Annotated in this window: 21 protein-coding genes; 15 read left to right on the forward strand and 6 right to left on the reverse strand. The window is 46.7% G+C overall.

Going from position 1 to position 21,592, the window contains the following annotated elements:
* Window positions 1–45: 45 nt before the first annotated feature.
* The 3 genes from KNO68_RS03540 to KNO68_RS03550 all read right to left on the reverse strand — a co-directional run bounded on the left by KNO68_RS03540 (window position 46) and on the right by KNO68_RS03550 (window position 2,749).
* Window positions 46–1,365, reverse strand: a complete 1,320-nt coding sequence (locus KNO68_RS03540) for a Na+/H+ antiporter family protein (protein ID WP_215112044.1) — start codon at window positions 1,363–1,365, stop codon at window positions 46–48.
* A 143-nt stretch (window positions 1,366–1,508) separates the two neighbouring features.
* The gene (locus tag KNO68_RS03545) at window positions 1,509–2,222 is read right to left on the reverse strand and encodes a YebC/PmpR family DNA-binding transcriptional regulator (protein ID WP_215112045.1); all 714 of its coding nucleotides are present in this window, start codon (window positions 2,220–2,222) and stop codon (window positions 1,509–1,511) included.
* 80 nt (window positions 2,223–2,302) lie between these two features.
* Window positions 2,303–2,749 (reverse strand): MarR family winged helix-turn-helix transcriptional regulator, encoded by a 447-nt coding sequence (locus tag KNO68_RS03550; RefSeq protein ID WP_078146836.1) that lies wholly within the window; start codon window positions 2,747–2,749, stop codon window positions 2,303–2,305.
* 387 nt (window positions 2,750–3,136) lie between these two features.
* On the opposite strand from KNO68_RS03550, the gene adhE reads away from it, so the two are divergent.
* The 11 genes from adhE (at window position 3,137) to KNO68_RS03605 (ending at window position 14,913) form a co-directional block, all read left to right on the forward strand.
* The gene (gene adhE / locus KNO68_RS03555) at window positions 3,137–5,728 is read left to right on the forward strand and encodes a bifunctional acetaldehyde-CoA/alcohol dehydrogenase (protein ID WP_078146837.1); all 2,592 of its coding nucleotides are present in this window, start codon (window positions 3,137–3,139) and stop codon (window positions 5,726–5,728) included.
* A gap of 180 nt (window positions 5,729–5,908) precedes the next feature.
* Complete coding sequence (locus tag KNO68_RS03560; protein WP_078146838.1) at window positions 5,909–7,093, forward strand: zinc-binding metallopeptidase family protein; 1,185 nt, start codon at window positions 5,909–5,911, stop codon at window positions 7,091–7,093.
* Window positions 7,094–7,177: 84 nt separating this feature from the next.
* Complete coding sequence (locus KNO68_RS03565) at window positions 7,178–8,092, forward strand: alpha/beta hydrolase (protein ID WP_215112047.1); 915 nt, start codon at window positions 7,178–7,180, stop codon at window positions 8,090–8,092.
* 135 nt (window positions 8,093–8,227) lie between these two features.
* Window positions 8,228–8,971, forward strand: a complete 744-nt coding sequence (locus KNO68_RS03570; protein WP_078146840.1) for a DeoR/GlpR family DNA-binding transcription regulator — start codon at window positions 8,228–8,230, stop codon at window positions 8,969–8,971.
* Entirely contained in the window at window positions 8,968–9,897 is a 930-nt protein-coding gene (gene pfkB / locus KNO68_RS03575) for a 1-phosphofructokinase (protein WP_215112048.1), read from the forward strand. Before KNO68_RS03570 ends, pfkB begins: the two co-directional genes overlap by 4 nt.
* On the forward strand, window positions 9,894–11,804 hold the full coding sequence (locus tag KNO68_RS03580; RefSeq protein WP_215112049.1) for a PTS fructose transporter subunit IIABC: 1,911 nt from the start codon (window positions 9,894–9,896) through the stop codon (window positions 11,802–11,804). Before pfkB ends, KNO68_RS03580 begins: the two co-directional genes overlap by 4 nt.
* Before the next feature lie 141 nt (window positions 11,805–11,945).
* Complete coding sequence (locus KNO68_RS03585; RefSeq protein ID WP_012726215.1) at window positions 11,946–12,467, forward strand: GNAT family N-acetyltransferase; 522 nt, start codon at window positions 11,946–11,948, stop codon at window positions 12,465–12,467.
* Window positions 12,468–12,483: 16 nt separating this feature from the next.
* On the forward strand, window positions 12,484–12,852 hold the full coding sequence (locus KNO68_RS03590) for a hypothetical protein (RefSeq protein WP_214813242.1): 369 nt from the start codon (window positions 12,484–12,486) through the stop codon (window positions 12,850–12,852).
* 67 nt (window positions 12,853–12,919) lie between these two features.
* A complete protein-coding gene (pyrH, locus tag KNO68_RS03595) occupies window positions 12,920–13,675 on the forward strand; it encodes a UMP kinase (RefSeq protein ID WP_215112051.1) in 756 nt (251 codons plus the stop codon).
* A 9-nt stretch (window positions 13,676–13,684) separates the two neighbouring features.
* Window positions 13,685–14,332 (forward strand): alpha/beta family hydrolase, encoded by a 648-nt coding sequence (locus tag KNO68_RS03600; RefSeq protein WP_078146845.1) that lies wholly within the window; start codon window positions 13,685–13,687, stop codon window positions 14,330–14,332.
* A gap of 50 nt (window positions 14,333–14,382) precedes the next feature.
* Complete coding sequence (locus KNO68_RS03605) at window positions 14,383–14,913, forward strand: GNAT family N-acetyltransferase (RefSeq protein WP_214731397.1); 531 nt, start codon at window positions 14,383–14,385, stop codon at window positions 14,911–14,913.
* 49 nt (window positions 14,914–14,962) lie between these two features.
* Here KNO68_RS03605 and KNO68_RS03610 read toward each other — a convergent pair whose 3' ends face one another.
* Together KNO68_RS03610 and KNO68_RS15080 are read right to left on the reverse strand one after the other, a co-directional pair.
* Entirely contained in the window at window positions 14,963–15,379 is a 417-nt protein-coding gene (locus KNO68_RS03610; protein ID WP_353047964.1) for a peroxiredoxin-like family protein, read from the reverse strand.
* A 12-nt stretch (window positions 15,380–15,391) separates the two neighbouring features.
* Window positions 15,392–15,598: a hypothetical protein gene (locus tag KNO68_RS15080; protein WP_312049508.1), complete on the reverse strand. Its 207-nt coding sequence runs from the start codon at window positions 15,596–15,598 to the stop codon at window positions 15,392–15,394.
* A gap of 233 nt (window positions 15,599–15,831) precedes the next feature.
* Between KNO68_RS15080 and KNO68_RS03615 the strand changes: the two genes are divergently transcribed.
* Window positions 15,832–17,805: a methyl-accepting chemotaxis protein gene (locus KNO68_RS03615; protein ID WP_214812495.1), complete on the forward strand. Its 1,974-nt coding sequence runs from the start codon at window positions 15,832–15,834 to the stop codon at window positions 17,803–17,805.
* 39 nt (window positions 17,806–17,844) lie between these two features.
* On the opposite strand, the gene cls is transcribed toward KNO68_RS03615, so the two are convergent.
* A complete protein-coding gene (cls, locus tag KNO68_RS03620) occupies window positions 17,845–19,290 on the reverse strand; it encodes a cardiolipin synthase (RefSeq protein ID WP_214731551.1) in 1,446 nt (481 codons plus the stop codon).
* A 103-nt stretch (window positions 19,291–19,393) separates the two neighbouring features.
* On the opposite strand from cls, the gene KNO68_RS03625 reads away from it, so the two are divergent.
* The 3 genes from KNO68_RS03625 (at window position 19,394) to KNO68_RS03635 (ending at window position 21,443) form a co-directional block, all read left to right on the forward strand.
* Window positions 19,394–19,828, forward strand: a complete 435-nt coding sequence (locus KNO68_RS03625; protein ID WP_074037078.1) for an OsmC family protein — start codon at window positions 19,394–19,396, stop codon at window positions 19,826–19,828.
* Between the two features lie 74 nt (window positions 19,829–19,902).
* A complete protein-coding gene (locus KNO68_RS03630) occupies window positions 19,903–20,391 on the forward strand; it encodes a GNAT family N-acetyltransferase (RefSeq protein ID WP_215112052.1) in 489 nt (162 codons plus the stop codon).
* Window positions 20,392–20,447: 56 nt separating this feature from the next.
* Window positions 20,448–21,443, forward strand: coding sequence for a Gfo/Idh/MocA family oxidoreductase (locus KNO68_RS03635; protein ID WP_214731401.1), 996 nt, complete (start codon window positions 20,448–20,450; stop codon window positions 21,441–21,443).
* Window positions 21,444–21,592: the final 149 nt, after the last annotated feature.

Below are 21,592 nucleotides of genomic sequence, written 5' to 3' on the forward strand. Positions count from 1 at the left end.
ATCCTCATTTTATTAGGAACCATTTATTCACGACGGAAAAAATGATCAAAGCACCATCGCCGCAATCACACCGAAGATGATGAGTGGAATATTGTAGTGTAAGAACGTTGGCCAAACCGTTTCACGTAGGTGATCGTGTTGACCGTCAGCGTTCAATCCACTCGTAGGTCCGAGTGTCGAGTCACTCGCTGGGCTACCTGCATCCCCAAGCGCTCCTGCAGTCCCGATGATGGCAATCGTTGCCTCGACTGAGAACCCGTATTGTACACAGAGCGGGACGAAAATCGCAGCAATGATTGGAACAGTCGAGAAACTTGAACCGATTCCGAGCGTGATGACAAGGCCGACGAGCAACATGACGAGAGCGGCAATGAGTTTAGAGTCACCCATCAAATCGCTCGCTCCGTTGACGAGCGGTTCGATCGCACCTGTCTCGCGGATGACGGCAGCGAATCCACTTGCGGCGATCATGACGAACCCGATGAATGCCATCATGCGCATGCCGCTTGTGAAGATATCATCTGCCTCAGACCATGGAATCAGGCGGAAGATTGAAAGCAAGATCAAACCGGTCACCGCAGAGGCGATCATCGACTCGGTCTGCAATTGAACGATGAGGACGATGAGAACGACAGCGAGTGTCATGATCATCTTCAAACCACTCATTTGACGTACTTCATAATCAGTTGGTCCGAGTGCAATCGTGTCATACGTTCTCGGTTTCCGATAGTGAATGAACGCCGCTATCAATCCGACGACCATCCCTAATGCCGGGATGCCCATGATCGAGATGATGTTGACGTCTCCGACAGTCAAGCCGTTCGCTTCAACGTTCGCGATGAGAATCTCATTCAAGTAAATCCCACCAAACCCGACAGGTAACAACATATATGGTGTCACAAGACCGAACGTCAAAATGGTCGCTACGAGACGACGGTCTACATTCAACTCATTGAACAGCACGAGTAACGGCGGAATCACAATCGGGATAAAGGCGATGTGTATCGGAAGCAAGTTTTGAGAGCTGATGGATAACAATAAGATGAGTGACAACAGGAATGCTTTAACGTACATCACACGCTTGCCTGATACGTCACGACCTGACATCGCAATCAATTTTTCAGCTAAGACGTCCGGAAGCCCCGTCTTCGATAACCCGACAGCGAATGCACCGAGAAGCGCGTAGCTGAGTGCGATGCTCGCTCCACCACCAAGACCGTCACTGAAGGCGGTCAACGTATCGTTGAACCCAAGTCCTCCAACAAGCCCTCCGATAAGCGCCGCTAAGATTAATGACAATACAATGTGCACTCGGCTGATGGCGAGCGCAAATAAGACGATGACTGCAAGTAATACTGCGTTCATATCGATCCAACACCTTTCGCGTTTTCTTTCTCTTGGTATCACTTTAATATGATAAAGACTTTTTGAAATTTAACATATGATGTGACCCTTGTCAAATCGAATATGAAAAAAAGCGATAACTCGTGAAAGTTATCGCTTACGTGTTACATTTCGACGTTATGATACACTTGGCGCACATCTTCCAAGTCTTCGAGCACATCGATTAGTTTTTCAAACTGTTCTTGCGAAGCGTCATCGAGTGACACTTCGTTCTGCGGGAGCATCGTCAATTCCGCAACGGCAAACTCTTCTACACCGGCAGCCTTGAATGCAGTTTGAACGGCGTGGAACGCTTCTGGCTCTGCATAGACGATGACCGTCTCGTCTTCCACGATAACATCACGCACATCAAGGTCATGTTCCATCATGAGTTCGAGGACGTCATCTGCCGACATTTCATTGACACCGATGACGGCAGTTGCATCGAACATATATGCGACCGAGCCACTGACTCCCATGTTGCCTCCGTTTTTACCGAAAGCGGCACGAACTTCTGAAGCCGTACGGTTGACGTTATTCGTCAATGTATCGACGATGACCATCGAACCATTCGGACCAAACCCTTCATATCGAAGTTCATCGAAATTTTCCTCATCGCCACCTTTGGCTTTGTCGATGGCACGATCGATGATCGCCCGGGGCACGTTATACGTCTTCGCACGTTCCACAACGAATTTTAATGACTGGTTCAACTCAGGATCAGGTTCCCCTTGACGAGCGGCCACATAAATCTCGCGACCGAACTTCGCATAGACGCGACTCGTGTTCGCATCTTTTGACGCCTTCTTCTCTTTAATGTTGTTCCATTTACGACCCATTACATGTCATCTCTCTTTCCATTTGTACGTAGATTCATTACAGATTATATAAGAAGTTGTGGGAATTGACGAGAAAAGTTTTACTTGTCACCTTTGTCCATCTTCTCGACAATCTCTGTAAGTGTCTTCAAACTCTCAATGAGTCGGTCAGTTTCGTCCTCATTCAAAAAGGCGAGACGTTCCTCGAATAGTCTACGGAATGAGTCTCTGCGCTCAAGTAAGATTCGTTCACCTTCCTCGGTCAGTTGATTCCAAATCACGCGGCGATCCCGCTCGTCTGGCACTCGCGTGATATACCCCTCGTTCAATAATTTCGTGATGAGCGGGGTAACGTTCGGTGGCGCGATGGAGAGTGTCTCGCTGATTCGTCCATTCGTGACAGCCCCCTCGTCCTCAATCAACATCAATAGATGGAAATGAGAGAAGTTCAGGTTTAGAATTTGAGGAAAATCAGATCGACGTAACAATTTACGACGAATTAAAGGAATCAGTTTGACAAACTGGTCCGCTGCATCTTGTTTCGGCATAATAGATTCACTTCCTAGTTAGGTTCTATTTTCATTATACACGAGTTAGGTGCAGTTGAACCTAAAAACGGGTTGATGTGATGATTGATACATCATAGTAGAGATTGAATCGACACAAAATATGTAAGCGTTTACATTGAAGGTTTGATATATTTTCATGAAAACGAATTCGATTTTACTGAGGACGCATACAAAAATCAAGAGCTATCAATAACAGATAAAAAAATATTGTGAAAGAGTTCACATTCTTGTCACCCACAAAACCTGAAAAACATTGTATTCTATGAATGTGAAGGAAAGCACAATCTCTAAAAACAGTCATCACAATGTGCTTCCATCAAGTCAATATGTTCATAAAAAGCTCTCACTTATGAGGAGGAACCTAACATGGCAGTCAAAGAGAAAGCAAAAGTGGAAACAACGGCAGAACAAATGGTGGACACGCTCGTAGCAAGTGCGCATAAGGCACTCGATACGTTGATGACGTTCGACCAAGAGAAAATTGATCACATCGTACAGGCGATGGCGCTTGCGGGACTCGAGCAACACGTCACACTCGCGAAATTAGCACATACAGAAACAGGTCGCGGTGTCTTTGAAGACAAGATGATCAAAAATATCTTCGCGACAGAATATATCTATAACTCACTCCGTGGTGAGAAAACGGTAGGCGTCCTTGAAGATGACGTTCAAAACGGAATCACATACATCGCGGAACCAGTCGGTGTCGTCGCTGGGGTCACACCGGTCACAAACCCAACATCGACAACGATGTTCAAAGCGATCATCGCCATCAAGACACGTAACCCGATTATCTTCGCGTTCCATCCATCAGCGCAACAATGTTCAAGCGAAGCGGCTCGTGTCCTCCGTGACGCAGCAGTGGCGGCAGGTGCTCCTGAAAACTTGATTCAATGGGTTGAAGTTCCGTCACTCGATGCGACGAAAGCGCTCATGAACCACCCTGGTGTAGCGATGGTCCTTGCGACGGGTGGGGCAGCGATGGTCAAATCGGCTTACTCGACTGGTAAACCAGCACTCGGTGTCGGACCTGGTAACGTACCAGCCTATATCGATAAGACTGCGAAAGTGAAACGTGCCATCTCAGACGTCATCCTTTCAAAAACGTTCGACAACGGAATGATCTGTGCGTCTGAACAAGCGATCATCGTCGATCAAGAAGTATATGAAGAAGTGAAAGCAGAGATGACGGCACTAGGTTGCTACTTCTGCTCACCAGAAGAAAAAGCAAAACTTGAAACACTCGTCATTCGAACAGATACATGTGCGGTCAACCCTGAAATCGTCGGGAAGCCGGCAGCATGGATCGCTGAACAGGCAGGTCTCAAAGTACCAGCGGATACGAAGATCTTGATTGCAGAGCTTGAAACAGTTGGCGCAACGGAACTTCTCTCTCACGAAAAATTAAGCCCGGTTCTCGGTGCGTATAAAGTTCAATCACGTGAAGAAGGATTCGCAATCGCTGAAAAAATGCTCGAGATTGGTGGTCTCGGTCATACGGCTGTCATCCACTCAACAGATGACGATGCCATCCTTGAGTTCGGTCTCCGTATGAAAGCTTGCCGCATCATCGTCAACTCACCTTCAGCACACGGTGGAATCGGTGACCTTTATAACGAAATGACACCATCCCTTACGCTCGGTTGTGGGTCTTACGGTAAAAACTCCGTCTCAGAAAACGTGACGGCGAAACATCTACTCAACGTGAAAAAGGTGGCGAGACGTCGCGTGAATATGCAATGGTTCAAAGTACCTGAAAAAATCTATTTCGAGAAAAACTCAGTACAATATCTTCAATCGCTCACAACGAAAAAACGGGCGATGATCGTCACAGATGAAATGATGGTCAAACTCGGATTCGCTGACAAAGTCATCAAAAACTTGCCGGCTGGTGTCGAGTACCGCATCTTCGACCAAGTCGAACCGGATCCATCTGTTGAAACGGTCATGAACGGTGCCGAAGCAATGCGTCACTTCCAACCAGACATGATCATCGCACTTGGTGGTGGTTCACCGATGGATGCTGCGAAAGGCATGTGGCTCTTCTACGAACGTCCAGAAGAGAAGTTCTCGAATCTACGCCAGAAATTTATGGATATTCGCAAACGGACATATAAGTTCCCGACACTCGGTAACAAGTCAATGTTTATCGCCATCCCGACAACGTCTGGTACAGGTTCTGAAGTGACACCGTTCACTGTCATCACAGATAAAAAACGTAACGTGAAATATCCGATTGCTGACTATGCGATCACACCAGACGTCGCCATCGTCGACCCTGAGTTCGTCATGACCGTTCCAGCTTCAATCACGGCTGATACAGGAATGGACGTCATGACACACGCAATCGAAGCATATGTTTCCGTCATGGCGAATGATTACACAGACGGACTTTGCCTCCGCGCCATCAAGATGATCTTCGACTACCTACCAAAAGCGTATGAAAACGGTAGCGATGCGGAAGCTCGTCAGAAAGTACACAACGCTTCAACGATGGCGGGTATGGCGTTTGCGAACGCATTCCTCGGTATCAACCACTCGATCGCTCACAAAATCGGTGGAGAGTTCCACGTCCCACACGGTCGTACGAACGCGATTCTCATGCCACACGTCATCCGTTACAACGCGACACGCCCATCGAAACTTGCGGCGTTCCCGAAATATGAGTCATTCATCGCAGACGAACGTTATGCAGAAATCGCGCGTTACCTCGGACTTCCAGCAAGCACGACAGCTGAAGGTGTCGAGTCACTCGTCCAAGCGATCATCGAGCTCGGTCAACGCTTGAACATCAAACTTTCGTTCAAGGCGCAAGGCATCAAGAAAGCAGAACTCGATGCGAAGATCGACAAGATGGCAGTCGACGCATTCGAAGACCAATGTACGACGGCCAACCCGAAAATGCCGCTCGTTGAAGAATTGAAAGAGATCATGTACGCAGCATACGAAGGCGTATAAGCTTCAAAATTTACAAGGGGCCCGTTCAACTCGAACGGGCTTTTCTTGTGGTCGGAATATGACATTCAGTTTCTAAAATTATATTTAAATTTATAAAAAATTGAATAGTCAGACCATAAATAGCTGTATATAATAAAAAATGGTATACATAGCAATTTATTGATGAATGGAGATCGTGTCATGATCATCGTGTTTAGTTTGTTGCGTTCAATCGCGACAGTTGTTCTTTTCTTCAATCCAATTTATTCGACGCCGCTCGAGACCGCGGAATATATTTCATCAGTTGATCGAAATGCGGATAGTTGGGAGAGTGCCGACTTTTTTGAATCATTCGGAACCGAGTTACCTATCGACATGGATCGAAACCTCCTTTACACAGAACGGATAACCGGCTGGACTGAGATTGAAGTGGGGGACGAAACGTATGAGGGGTTTTCATCGATGACGTTTGATCAACCGTTCAAAGGTACGATTCTACATATGACGTGGGGACAAGACATTCCGGATGTGAAAGAAAAAGTGGTCGTCTTACCGACAACAAAGTTTTCATATGACAACATCGAGGATGCGTATACCGTCGATTACGCAGGTGAGGTTTTGAATGACCAGGAAGCGAACGCGTACTTGTCAGAGCTCGCATCTGCAGGAGCTGCAGGATACCTGATCACCCCTTATGAAGACGACCCATATGAGACGGGTTTCGTTTTCACGTCATCCTATATGAAGTTAGATGGTACAGGGGTAGACTTGGATACGGCTGAACAACTGAAGGACGGGGAAATGATTCGAGTCAAACCTTATCGTGAAGAGATCCCATATGTCGAGTTTGTCCAACAAGGAAAATCGGAACGGGAGATCATTCTCATGTCACGACTCGATTCTTCCTGGCACGGAGCCCATTATTTGTCTGCCGTCGGTCCGTCTACGGTCTTATATCATCTGATGCAGGTGATGAACGAGGAAATGCCAGACTATACGATTCGATATGTCTTTTTGAATGGAAACGGCGACTCTAGAGAAGCGAGTGACGATTTCCTTGAACGGCTAGGGGAGCAAAAAGAAAAAGTGGAAGCGGTCGTCATGCTCGATATTCTTGGGACTGGTGATGGTCCACTATACGTTCGGACGAAAGGGATGAAATCCTATCCAGTACTAGAACGGGCGCCATTCGCTGAACTAGAAGTACGTTCGTTAGCAAGTTCACCGGGTGACGCTTACGATGAAGCAGGAATCCCTTATTTGATGTTGAGTGATTCATTAGAAGGAAGTTGGCATGTGTTCACGGAGAAAGATACGTTCGAACGGCTGTCGGAAGATGGAGTAACGGGTGCGGTCGATTGGATGCACAATTGGCTAACTGACTGACCTAATCATTGTCGCTGTCTGAGAAGACGGCGACATATTTTTTTAGATGTCGGTTTCGGGTATGATTGTAATGGAGGCGATACGATGAAACAAGAGATGACAATTACGACAACATATGGAACGATTGCAGGAACTTTTCTTTCCCATGAGGAGCCTCGGACGACGATTGTCATGTTGAGCGGAAGTGGGCCGAGTGACCGTGACGGCAATATGGGTGGTGTCGGATTTAACACGTATGCCAAGCTGGCAGAAGCGTTGTATGACCATGGATATAACGTGTTCCGATATGACAAACAAGGAATCGGGAAGTCAGATGGAGACTTCAACAAAGTCGGATTACATGACTTGATTAACGATGCGATTCTTGTCGTACGCACCATTCGACAATTGGCCGATGTGAATCGCTTATATCTACTTGGTCATAGTGAAGGGGCCGTCCTTGCTCCTGCCGTTCAACTTGAGACGAAGGCGGATGGACTGATCTTACTTTCCGGTTTCCATGAAGCGTCCAAGCAGATGTTCTTATACCAAGCAGATGCACTCGCTAAAGATATCGAACATGTGAAGGGAATAAAAGGTCTCTTCTATCGGTTGACGGGCGTTGCCAAAAAAGTTAGGCAGCGACAGGACGATTTGTTAGAGCGTTCTTTACGGACGAACGTCTCGTCTTTCAAATATCGAGGTCAAGTCGTAAATGCGAAATGGATTCGAGAACATGCATCCTATGACGTCCGAGAGCGATTGGAGCATGTGACCGTCCCGGTTCTTGCGATTACGGGGGGGCGTGATGTGCAAGTCCCACCCGAACACGTCCATATGATTCAAACAAAAGGGGAGGTCACCTCATCGATCATCGATGATATGAATCATCTGCTCGTGAAACGGGAGTCACCCCATTCGCTTCTCACGTTGCATAAAGAGTATCGAGAAGCGATCGATGCGCCGATTCATCTAAAACTCGTTCAAGAATTGGATGAATGGTTAAAAAAACACTCATAAACTCAAAAAACGGTCATCTATTGACCGTTTTTTATGTTATAATTGTGACAAGTTGAATGGAAATGAATGTTTTTGAATGATTTTAGTTGTTTTTATAATGAAAACGCTTTATATTAGACGTATGGAGGGAACAAGATGTTAACGAAACAACGACATCAGTTGATTTTGCAACGCTTATCTGAACAGAAGGTCGTCAAATTAAAAGAATTGGTTGATTTAACGGATTCATCCGAGTCGACGATTCGTCGAGATTTGACGGACCTTGAAGCGGAAGGGTATCTGGCAAGGGTTCACGGAGGCGCAACGCTCATTGCGACTCCAGATGAGGAACCGACATTTGAAGAAAAGCGAGACCGGTTCGTAGATGAAAAAGTTGCGATTGCACGGAAGGCCGCAACGTTCATCGAAGACGGGATGTCGATTTATTTAGATGCCGGTACAACCACTCAGGCGATGGTTCCGTTTTTAGAAGGAAAAAAAATTGTCGTCGTCACAAACAGTCTACCGATTGCGAATGAATTATTTGATCTTGATATTAAGACGTTTGTGATTGGCGGAGAATTAAAGCGTTCCACCCAGGCATTGGTTGGGTATAACGCACGCGAGAGCATGATGAATTATCGTGTCGACCTCGCCTTTCTCGGAATGAATGGAATCGACCTTGAAGCGGGTTACACGACCCCGGACCCAGAAGAAGCGCTTGTCAAAAAAACGGCAATCGAATTGGCACAAACCTCGTTCGTACTCGCGGACGCATCGAAGATCGGGAAACGAACGTTCAGCCGAGTCGCGACGTTAGATGCCGCTCAGTTGATCACATCAAGCAGTGAGTCAATGAGTTCCATCCAAACAATCACAAAGGTGGTGAATGCGAAATGATTTACACGTTAACACTCAACCCTTCTATTGATTACTACGTAACATTACCTGAAGTACATCTAGGAGAAGTGAACCGAATCGAAGAGACGACGGAGCGCGCAGGCGGTAAAGGAATTAACGTCTCCATCGTTCTTCGGGAATATGCACAAGAGACGAAGGCGCTTGGTTTCATCGGTGGGACGACCGGTGACTTCATTAAAAAGTCACTCGTCGACCACGGTGTACACACCGATTTCGTAGAGGTGAATGGGAACACCCGGATCAATGTCAAGATTCGGGCGAAAGAGGAAACAGAACTGAATGCGAGCGGACCGAATATCACAGAGCGCGAGCTCGAACTGTTGACGGCCAAGTTCGATCAAGTTCAAGAAGGCGATGTCGTCGTCCTCGCGGGTAGTATCCCGAGCAACCTACCAGACTCGCTATATCGGACCATTGCTGAATCGATTCGCGAAAAAGGTGCAGACTTTGTCGTCGATACAACGAAAGATGCCATGATCGAGGTGCTCGCCCTCGAACCACTCATGATCAAACCGAACCACCATGAATTAGGTGAATTGTTTGATACCGAGATCGAAACGTTTGAAGAAGCTCTTCCATATGCCGAACAGCTCGTCAAACGCGGGGCGAAAAACGTCATCATCTCCTTTGCGGGAGACGGGGCACTACTTGTTAACAAGGACGGAGCCGTCACAGCGAACACACCGGTCGGGAAACTGGTGAACTCGGTTGGTGCAGGAGATTCACTCGTCGCCGGATTTGTCGCGAATGTGAAAGAAAAAGGTGAACAAGAAGCATTTCGATACGCGGTCACGACTGGAAGCGCATCTGCTTATACATTCGGCCTATGTTCAAAACAAGAGATCGATCGCTTGATCGATCAAGTACAACTCACACCACTGAAACGAATGGAGGAGACAACATGAAAATCACGGACTTGCTCCAACGCGACACGATTCAATTGAATCTACGCGCGAGTTCTAAGCGTGAGATCATCGAAGAACTTGTCGATGTCCTCGATCGCGCTGGTAAACTATCCGACCGCAACGGTTATCGCGATGCAATCCTAAAACGTGAAAGCGAGAGCACGACCGGCCTCGGAGAAGGGATTGCCATTCCTCACGCGAAAACGAGTGCTGTCAAAATGCCAGCAATCGCGTTCGGTCGGTCGGAAGGAGTCGACTACGAAGCGTTAGACGGACAACCGAGCCGCCTCTTCTTCATGATTGCGGCAGGAGAAAACGCGAATAATGAACACCTTGAAACACTCTCTAAACTTTCAGTTTACTTGATGGACCCTGCATTCCAAGAGCGTCTCTATGCAGCCACTTCTGAAAGCGATGTCATTCGTGCCATCGAAGAAAAAGAAGCGGCAGAAGCGAAGCCGGAAGTCGTCAAACTGACGAATGAAGATGCACCGTTCATTTTAGCGGTCACGGCTTGCCCGACAGGAATCGCTCATACGTATATGGCAGCAGATAGCTTGAAGCAAAAAGCGGAAGCGATGGGAGTCGATATTAAAGTCGAAACGAACGGATCGACTGGTGTAAAAAATGAATTGACACGTGCGGATATCGACCGGGCGACAGCGATCATCGTCGCAGCGGACAAGGCTGTTGAAATGGATCGTTTCGCTGGTAAACGAGTCATCGAAGTTCCGGTCGCACAAGGGATTCGGAAACCTGAAGAACTCATCAATCGTGCGGTGAAACAAGATGCGCCGGTATATGAGGCTTCGAAAACATCAGGTAGCGCTTCGAAAGAGCAACGTACAGGCGTGTACAAACACTTGATGAGCGGGGTATCTGCGATGCTTCCACTCGTTGTCGCAGGTGGTCTCTTGATTGCCATCAGCTTCTTCTGGGGCATCAACTCTGCTAACCCGGATGACCCGTCTTACAATGAATTTGCAGCACAGTTGATGACGATCGGTGGAGCTGCATTCGGCTTCCTCGTTCCGATTCTCGCCGGTTTCATCGCGATGTCGATTGCCGATCGCCCAGGTCTCGCACCAGGTCTCGTGGCAGGGGTACTTGCAAGTCAAGGGAACGCCGGATTCCTCGGTGGTCTCATCGCCGGTTTCTTGGCCGGTTATGTCGTCCTCTTCTTGAAAAAAGCACTCGCAAAATTGCCTGCTTCACTTGAAGGGATCAAGCCAGTCCTCTTGTATCCGCTACTCGGCTCGTTCATCTCCGGGATGATCATGTTACTCGTCGTCAACGAACCGATTGCAGCACTCATGACATGGTTGATGGATACGTTGAACAGTATGAGCGGCGCGAACGCCATCCTTCTTGGTGTCATCGTCGGTGGGATGATGGCAGTCGATATGGGTGGTCCGATCAACAAGACAGCGTACGTCTTCGGTACGGCAGCACTTACAGCGGGTAACCAAGAAGTCATGGCAGCCGTCATGGCTGGAGGGATGGTACCACCACTCCTCGTCGCACTCGCATCAACAGTCTTCGCTCGTCAAAAGTTCTCGAAACAAGAGCGCGAAGCAGGAAAAACTGCTTATATCATGGGAGCCTCGTTCATCACGGAAGCGGCAATCCCATTCGCGGCTGCGGACCCGATTCGCGTTCTTCCATCAGCGATTCTCGGATCTGCCATTGCAGGCGGATTATCCGCATTCTTCACGATTCAATTACCAGCGCCACACGGTGGGATCTTCGTCTTCCCACTTCTTGAAGGAGCTGGAAACGTCGCTGTGAGTATGGGTCTCTATGCACTCGCCATCTTGGCAGGTGCGGTGGTCGGAGCATTGCTCCTCTCGTTCTTGAAAAAACCGTTAACAACATCGACACCAGTCCAATCTAAAGAAGTTGCATAACGTAAGAAGAGACGTCGCCTTTATCCAGAGGTGACGTCTTTATTGTTGTCGATGTCCGTGCAAAATTCACATAATCTCGGATTGCAAGTTGGGGATTTGTGGTAAACTATTTGTAAAGCTTCGGGTGAGGAGGGGGTCGCATTGGACATTCGGGTCGCCAAACCAGATGATGTGTATGGGATTGCGAGAGTGCGTGTGAACGGGTGGCGTACGACCTATCGGGGGATCGTACCGACTGAGTATTTGCTAAAAGTATCATCCGGCTCCATCGAATGGGCAGAACGCTTGCGGACCGCCCTTCGTCGGCAAGAAGTAGCCGGCTTTGTGGCGATTGTCGAGGACGAAATCGTGGGCTTCGTTCTTTACGGAGAAGAGCGGACAGGAGAGTATCCAGACCACACGAATGAAGTGTATGCTATTTATATTTTAGAGAACCATCAAGGGAACGGAATCGGGTCCGCTCTCCTTGAACACGCTGTGCAATCGATGTGTGAGGCAGGACTCTTGATCTGGGCGCTTGAGATGAATCCGTTCCGCACGTTTTATGAACGAAAACAAGGGCAGGTCATCGACCAGAAAGATCGAGAGTTTGGTGAATTGATGCTCCGCGAAGTGGCGTATGGATGGGAAACGACCCGTCACGACTCCATCATGGGAGCCTGAGCTTAGAGACTGTAGAATGTTCTACGGTCTTTTTTTGTTGAGTGAAATGGATGCTAAATTAAAAGGGATCCTCTACTATTCAATGGCTCATCTACATCAATTCGAACGTCCAGATCAGTATGAACCGTATCTGTTAAAGGCAATTGCAGAGTACCCAGAATTTCCTCGTTACCATCTTAATCTTGGACGGTACTATATCTCAAACGAGAATATCGAAAAGGGAAAGCTGTATATAAAAGAAGGCTTACTTAGAGTAAAAGAGTGTTTCAATGAAGCATCGCCTCTAGAATTTGAAATTTCTTTATATACGTTTATCGATGAAGAAATCGGTGGACTTTATATGTTCGATGAGTTTTACAAGAAATATAAAGAAATGTCCTTATGAATCAATTAAAAATAGTGTTGTTCCATTATATAAACTCTTCTATACTGAATTGAACAAAATATTCCAAATGAAGGGTTGGGAGACATTGAAGCACCGAAAAATTTGTATCAAGTTAAGTGGAGCCGCTCTAGCTAGTGATGGAACGGATAACTTTGACGAAATGAGCCTCAGCCTGATTGCAGAAGAAATATTATCACTCGCAAATAGCGGGGTTGAAGTGTGTGTCATGGTCGGCGGGGGAAATCTCTTTCGCGGGAATCAAGCAGAAGCGTGGGGGATCAATCGAGTGGAGGCTGACAGTATCGGAACGCTCGGGACAGTCATGAACTCATTGATGCTACGTGGAATCTTGAAACGAGATACGACTCGAGAAGTGCGCGTCATGACATCGATTCCAATGCCGAGCGTAGCCGAACCGTACATTCAACTTCGAGCCATCAATCATTTGAAAAAAGGATATATCGTCATTTTTGCAGGCGGTAACGGTCAACCGTTCGTTTCTTCAGACTATCCTGCTGTTCAGCGTGCCATCGAAGTGGGATGTGATGCCTTGTTCGTGGCAAAGAACGGTGTCTCCGGCGTATATGACCGCGATCCTCGTTTGGATTCGGACGCTCGTCAATTTGAAACCCTTCACTATAACGATGTCATTTCGAATGATTTGAAAGTGATGGATCAATCGGCATTGCTTCTCGCGAGAGATCACGGTTTGCCGATTCACTTGTTCGACTTCAAGGAGCGGAACGCCATTCATCGTATTCTCGAAGGAGAGAGCATTGGAACGATGATTCATCACCATGAAACGCAGCTCTTGCAGAATTGAGGAGACAGCATGTATGAAGTAACAGATGGTCACGTCATTGGGAAAAACGGAATACCCGTCCCGTATTCGTACCTGCAGCCTGATTCGTCATCCGACACACTCGTGATTTTGTTGCCCGGATACGGATATACAAATGATTCTCCAATGTTTCGCTATACGACTGGATTGTGCATAGAGAATGGGTTGAACGTTCTCGAAGTCAACTATAACTATCGCGACGAGCGGTACGATTCAGTCGATGTAAATAAGGCAATTGTTGATGATGTTCGACTCGTCATCGATCAAATCCTACATACTGATTCCGTTCAACAATACATCATCGTCGGAAAATCGCTCGGTACGGTTGCGATGGCAAGTGAACTCACCCGAAACGTGTTTCATGATGCCAAACTCGTTTGGTTGACACCTTTGTTGAAACAAGACGACATATATGAAGCGATCCAGTCTCATAAAGGACAACAGATGATTCTCATAGGAACGGCGGACCAACATTATGTAGATGAGAGAATGAAGCGTCTTGAACATCTGGCCTTGACCGAACTCGAGATTGTCAAGGAGATGAATCATAGCCTCGAGTACACAGGAGAGACATACCGGTCACTACGGTTACTTGAAACACTTCTCAAGCGAGTGGAGCAATTTATCATGTCCTCATAGGTCGTGAACCGGAGGAGAGTTGCGCGATCAAATGTAAGGGAGGAGTCGACGTGAAATTTACCACTGAGCGTTTAATAATCAGACCATTTATGGAGAAAGACTTGCATGCTACATTCGAAATGTATACAAAACCAGAAGTATGCAGATATCTTTTGCATGAGCCATGGACGTCTGAAAACAGGAAGAAAGAATTTGATAAAAAACTAACAAATTCTATTCTTACCGAGACTAGTACGTTGAATTTAGCAGTCGTACATCAAGATGAAGTGATTGGGGATCTCACAGTTTGGTACGCGGGTATGAAAGACACGGTAGAGATTGGGTATTGTTTTTCTGATTCACATTCAGGAAAAGGATATGCGACGGAGGCAGTGAGCGGATTGCTAGGGGAGTTGTTCACAAAGCTCAATCTACATAGGGTACAAGCTAATCTCGACGCCAGAAATGTAACTTCCCAAAAATTATGCGAACGGGTTGGAATGAGAAAAGAAGCTCATTTCTTGAGAGACTATTGGAATAAGAATGAAAGGACCGATAGCATGGTGTACGCGATATTGCACGAGGAGTTTGTAAGACAATAAACGAAATAAGTGAATAGAAAAGGAGATGATGCGCGTCATCTCCTTTAATTTACAATTTTTCAATAACCATTTTCGGGTCGACACGTTCTGTATAGTCAGCAGGCACATCACTGAACGAAATCGTTCCATCAGATTGGATGATGAACGTGGCCAGTTTCGGCAACTGCCAATCTTCGTTCCCGTTATGTGCATCGACATTTAGTCCAGATGCTTTATAAATATCAATCAAATAATCTGGCATGTCAAAGACGAGGTCGAATTGACGTGCGACAATATTATCAACATCACTCAATACATAAAAATCAAGTTCATTCTTTTCTTTCGTCGAAAGGGAATAATCCGGCGTTTCCGGACTGATCGCGACAAGAGTCGCGCCTTTTTCTTGAATCGTTGCCAACTCGCGCTGGTAAGCGCGGAGCTCGAGGTTACAGTATGGGCACCATCCACCTCGGTAAAATATGACGATGACTGGTCCATTTTAAAGGAGCGTTTTCAAATTGACGGTTGTCCCGTCCGCGTGAGGCAATTCAAACGACGGCGCTTGATTTCCAACTGTTAACCCTGATGCGATGCCTGAATCTTTCAATTCTTGAGTCACCTGAGCCATCAATCGTTGCTTCTCGGCAGGTGCATTTTGTTTGAACTGATCTTTATAGGATTTGATCTCTTCCAATAATGAATTCATCATTTGACTCCCTCTTCCGATATGGTGACTCAAATTTTAACTAAATACGAATAGTATGATTTGTTCAATCGAACACAACGGTGAAACTCCATTTCAGTTTCCGAAAAATAATTTTCGAATAATTCAATCAATTCTTCAGATCTAATGACTTTTGACCGATATGATGAATAACCTAAGGGGGATTCGACTCATCGAACTCGCTTGAACATTTTATTCGGGTTAGGAGATGTTTTATGAAACAGAAGCGCACGATTAGTATCAAGCAAAAATTGATTGTCTTATCCGTTCTATTATTGATTATTCCAGCCACATTGATTGGAATCGTCGCCTATTCGCAGGCGAAAGGTAAAATCGAGTCTCAAATGATCCAGTCCGCCAATTCGGGGGTAGACCGGATGAACAATGAGGTCACGAACCTCATCGAACCGATTCAAACGGACATCTCGTTTTTTGCGAATCGGATTGATAGTTCCATTTATGAAGAGGGAGAAGCGAATCAAGCGTTAGCAGAGAAGTTTACTGAGTATTTAGAGACACATCCAAAAGTGACGAACATTTACTTCGCTTCAGTAGAAGGTGCGATGACGATCTATCCTGAACAGGAATTGCCAGAAGGATATGACCCACGCACTCGTCCATGGTATGAAGCGGCTGAAGCAAGTGGACAAGAGGTTGCCATCACGAATCCGTACGTCGATGCCGCTTCTCAAAAAATGATGATCACGGTTTCGAAGAAGACTTCAGACGGTCGTGGTGTGGTCGCCGTTGACGTCGATGTGAACGATATCGCTGAAGTGGCATCCACCATTCAAATCGGGAAAGAAGGATACGTTGCCATCTTCGACCAGGCAGAACAAGTCGTCATTCATCCGTCGACGGCTGTCGGTGAAAAGATTGATGAATCTTGGACAGATTCGCTCTTTTCCAAGGAAGAAGGGACTCTGTCTGTATCGGAGAATGGGGAAGGCGTGGAGAAAGCATTCGTGACGAACCCAATCACCGGATGGAAGATTGCCGGTACGTTATATGACGGTGAGATTCAAGACGAGACGGTCGGCATTCTTTGGACGACTGGATTCGTCATCATCGGAATGTTCGGGATTGCAGCCATTCTTCTCTACTTCGTTCTCCGTTCAATCTTGCGTCCGTTGCGTTTATTGACAGAAGGAGCAGAACGAATCAAATCAGGAGATTTAACGGAGCCGATTACCGTCTTATCGAACGACGAAATCGGGCTTGTCTCAGAGAGTTTTAATGAAATGAGCGATTCACTTCGTATGGTATTACTCCGTCTCGATGATTCAATCAGTCAAGTTGCCGCCTCGTCTCAAGAATTGATGGCCAACTCGGCACACAATACCGCCTCATCAGAACAGATTGCCCGTGCAGTTGATCAAATGGCAGTCAGTGCCGATGGCTCGAAGCGACAACTTGACGACAATGCGACATCGCTCCAAGCGATTACGTCAGGAATCATGCGAATCTCAGAAAGTTCCATGGACGTTTCTGAACTTTCACGCGAAACCTCAAATGAAGCGGAAGACGGTTCGACGACCGTGAAGGAGAATGTGAAGCAGATGCAGGCAATCGATGCGTCTGTCGTGACATTCGAGGGCGTCATTCACTCATTGGCACATCGCTCTAACGAGATTGGAGAAATCGTCACGGTCATCAATGGAATCGCTGAACAGACGAACCTGTTAGCATTGAACGCTGCCATTGAAGCAGCACGTGCAGGTGAGAACGGCAAAGGGTTCGCGGTCGTTGCGAGCGAGGTGCGTAAACTCGCAGAACAATCGCAACAGTCGACGAAACAAATTGCAGCGTTGATTGATCGAATCAAGCATGAGACGGAACAGTCTGTACAGTTGATGCAGGAAGTATCTACTCATACGAAGGCCGGATTGGCGTCATCTGAAATGACAGCAGACCGTTTCGAGAAAATCAAAGAGCGGACAGTCGCGATGACACCACGGATTGAAGACGTGACCGCAACCGTCGAGGAGATTGCAGCAAACGTTCAGGAAGTGGCAGCGACGGCATCACAAATCGCCGACATCGCCGATGAGAATTCGAGTGTCTCGAAGCAAGTGGCGGCGACGACCGATGATCAATTGAAATCGATTGAAGAAGTATCGCAGTCAGCAAAAGCACTCGCGACCATGGCCGAGGAGTTACAAGACCTCGTCTCGCGGTTCAAACTGTAAAATGAAAAAGAAGCAGAGCGCCGAGCTCTGCTTCTTTCGTTATAAAATCGGACTGAGGAGTCGTGAGACACCCTCCCGAGCACGTACTGTCCATTTCCGCTTTTCATAGTCTTCCATCGTATACGTGCGACTGACCGCCGTATCGGTCTCGAATAAAGAAACGAGTTCGAGGGCGACCCGCTCATCATAGATAAGTGCGTTCACTTCAAAATTGAGACGGAAGCTTCGAGCGTCCAAGTTCGTCGTCCCGACGGTCGCGATCTCATCATCGACGACGAGCGTCTTCGCGTGGAGAAACCCTTCATCATACAGATAGACGTTTGCCCCGTAGTCGAGGAGTTCCCCAAGGAACGAGAGGGACGCCCACATGACGAATGGATGGTCCGGTTTTCCAGGGATCATGATATCCATCTGAACGCCAGAATGGAGTGCCATTTTGCAAGCGTCCATAAAACTCGTGTCTGGAATGAAGTATGGCGTTTGAATGACGACCCGTCGTTTGGCGGACATGATCATCTTGATCATCATATTCTTCAAATGTTCCGTATCCGAGTTTGGTCCACTCGTGACGATTTGCATCGGAGAATTTTCTTTAATGTCATGTCGCGCAAAGCAGAAGGCATTTTCAGGATCATGTTTACGGTGACCAGAATAGTTCCAGTCCAATATGAATCGGTGTTGTAAATTATAAACGACATCTCCTTCGACACGCAGGTGCGTGTCACGCCAATAGCCAAATTTTTCGACTAAACCTAAATACTCGGTACCGACATTGAATCCACCGACATAGCCGATTTTCCCATCGATGATGACGATCTTTCGGTGATTTCGGTTGTTCAACTTGAAGTTGATGATCCCGAGTGTCGGTGGGAAGAAGACACGCACCTCGCCATCGTTCGCAATCAACTCTTTAAAGTCCGAGTTCCGAAGACTACGTGAGCCGACCGCATCGTAGAGGAGTCGAACTTTGACACCGGCTTTCGCACGCTCGATCAACTCTTTCAACAGTGCCTGACCGAGAGCGTCACGCTGGATGATGTAATATTGAATATTGATTTCCGTTTCGGCCGAGCGAATGTCATCCATCAACGCTTTGAACTTTTGTTCGCCGTCGTGCAAGATGAGGGAACGGTTATGTACACTGATCAACGATTTAGAAGATCGTAAGTTCATTTGAAGTAGTTGGTCATACTTTTCAAACAGCGGCTGCGCGAGCTGGGTTTGGCGCGTATGAATTTGTTCAAGTTGCGCTTCGACTTGAAGCGAATGGAAGGAACGTTCTTCTACACTTAAATTATAGAAGTTATCCTTCTTAAGTTGTCGCCCTAGGAAGAGATAGACGATGAAGCCGAGCACTGGTAAGAAAAACAGGACAAGAAGCCAGGCCCAGGTCGCGCCGACGTCACGTCTTTCGGCGAAGATGACGGCGAGTGCGAACAACATGTTTAACCCGAGGACGATATAAAGTCCCCAACTGAAAATCATAGACCAATCCAACGACATACACCCCTTTATAATCGATTCATAGCTTAATCATACATCAAATGAGGGAATAGGATGCTATCAAATGAAATAGGGGGAGAAGATGATGAACATGGAAGTCGTATGGAAGAAAGGGATGGCGTTTGAAACACATACGCCATCAGGACACACGGTGATCCTTGATGCGGCGGATGATGTCGGTGGGCTCGATACAGGACCTCGTCCGACAGAAATGTTGCTTCACGCGACCGCATCCTGCACAGGAATCGATATCGTGTCGATTCTGCATAAGATGCGCCAGCCAATTGAAGCATTCGAAATGAAAATCGATGGGGTGCGGGCGACCGATCACCCGAAACGCTTTACAGCCATTCACATCTTGTATATCCTGAAAGGCGAGTTATCGGAAGAACGAGTTCGGCGTGCCATCGAATTGTCCGTTGAGCGTTATTGTTCTGTATCGCATAGCCTCAATGCGACGTTGACGTATAGTTATCAATTGAACGATGGAGACGTCACTCCGTTTGATTTTCACGAGTGAGCAGGATGGTTGAAAGGCATGCGGTTCTCCGTTATATTTGTATTTCAAATACTGTATAACTAAAGGAGGACGTTATGATTCGACTCGCGACGAAGCGCGATGCCCAACACATCGCGAACCTAATCGAACAACGAGCCGTAGCGCTAAATGAACAAGGAAGCGACCAATGGACCGAATATTTGGAACAGGACCTCATAAAGCGTGTGCGCACTGACATTGTAGAAGGCAGTGTATATGTCTTTGAAGATGGCGAACAAATTTTAGCTTCAATCGCATTGTTACCTCCAGATGAGTGGGATGATAACTTATGGGACGACAGTGAGCGAGGGCAATATATCCATCGAATCGTCGTCAGCGAAAAGCTAAAAGGGCAAGGCGTCGGACAGCAGCTCATGGAGCATGTCTTAGAGGAAGCCGATGAAGATGAACCAATTCGTCTTGATTGTGTCGCTGACAATGAATTTTTAAATGATTATTATCCACGTTTCGGTTTCGTCTTTGTCGATTCACGAAACGGGTACAATACGTTCGAATACAGATTGGATGAGAGCATGAGTGCATAAGGGTCATTTGACCCTTTTTTTGTTATACTATCAACAGCGAAAAGGAGGGGTTTTATATGACTAAAACCATTTTGGTGGGATTCGGATTCTCGGCGAACACGTTCCATCTACCGTTTTTAAAGGTCATTGACTCATTTGAAGTGAGTGGTGTCGTGTCATCGCGCCCGGAAGAAGTGCAGGCTGAATTACCTGGTGTCACGGTATATGCGACATTAGACGAGGCGATTCAATCGGATGCTTCTCTCTATGTCATTACGACACCATCGCATTTACATAAAGAGATGATCGTCGCATGTCTTGAGGCAGGAAAAGATGTGCTCGTCGAAAAACCCGCATTCCTGACAACGGAAGAAGGATATGAGTTGATGGAACTTGAAGCGAAATCGAAGGGCATCGTCAACGTTTATCAGAATCGTCGTTATGATGGAGACTTCTTGACGGTTAAATCGTTTCTTAACTCGAACGAGTTAGGAGACTGGAAGGTCGTTGAATCTCGATTTGATCGTTTCCGTCCGAATGTACGTGACCGGTGGCGTGAAAATGGAGGACCAGGTTCCGGTATTTTATTCGACTTAGGAAGTCATCTGATTGACCAGACTCTAGCCTTGTTTGGAAAGCCAGATCGTATTCAAGCAGATGTGATGATTCAACGAGATGGTGGCCAATCCGATGATGGGTTTCATCTGACATTCTATTACGGTGAGAAGCGAGTATACCTTCGTTCGAACCCATTCATCGCCGGAGAAACACCTCGGTTTGAAGTGCATGGTACGCAAGGAAGTTTCTTGAAATATGGACTTGATCCTCAAGAAGATGCTCTGAAGCAAGGAAAGTTAGAAAGTGACCTTATAGAGACTGGCGTATTATCCAAAGAAGAGGTTTCGTCCATTCAAATCGAGAAAGGTAGTTATTTGGCGTATTATCAACAGTTAGCTTATAGTTATGAGGTACGGCAACCCGTCGTTTCATTAAAAGATGCAACATTGACAACCTACTTGATTGAACTTGCTCGTAAATCCAGTGAGACAGGAACAGTCATCACGGTAGATTGACACGCTTTTTCGTTGATTTACTAAACCGGTGATCAATTCACAATTGGAAAGAACGTGCGATGATTTCTTTGTGAACGTGTCGACACTTCTCTATTGTAAGAACAATCATACGAGTCATAATAAAAAATCGATGCCACCGAATAATTCGT

Source organism: Exiguobacterium sp. s75, assembly GCF_018617145.1.
Taxonomy (GTDB): Bacteria; Bacillota; Bacilli; order Exiguobacteriales; family Exiguobacteriaceae; genus Exiguobacterium; species Exiguobacterium profundum.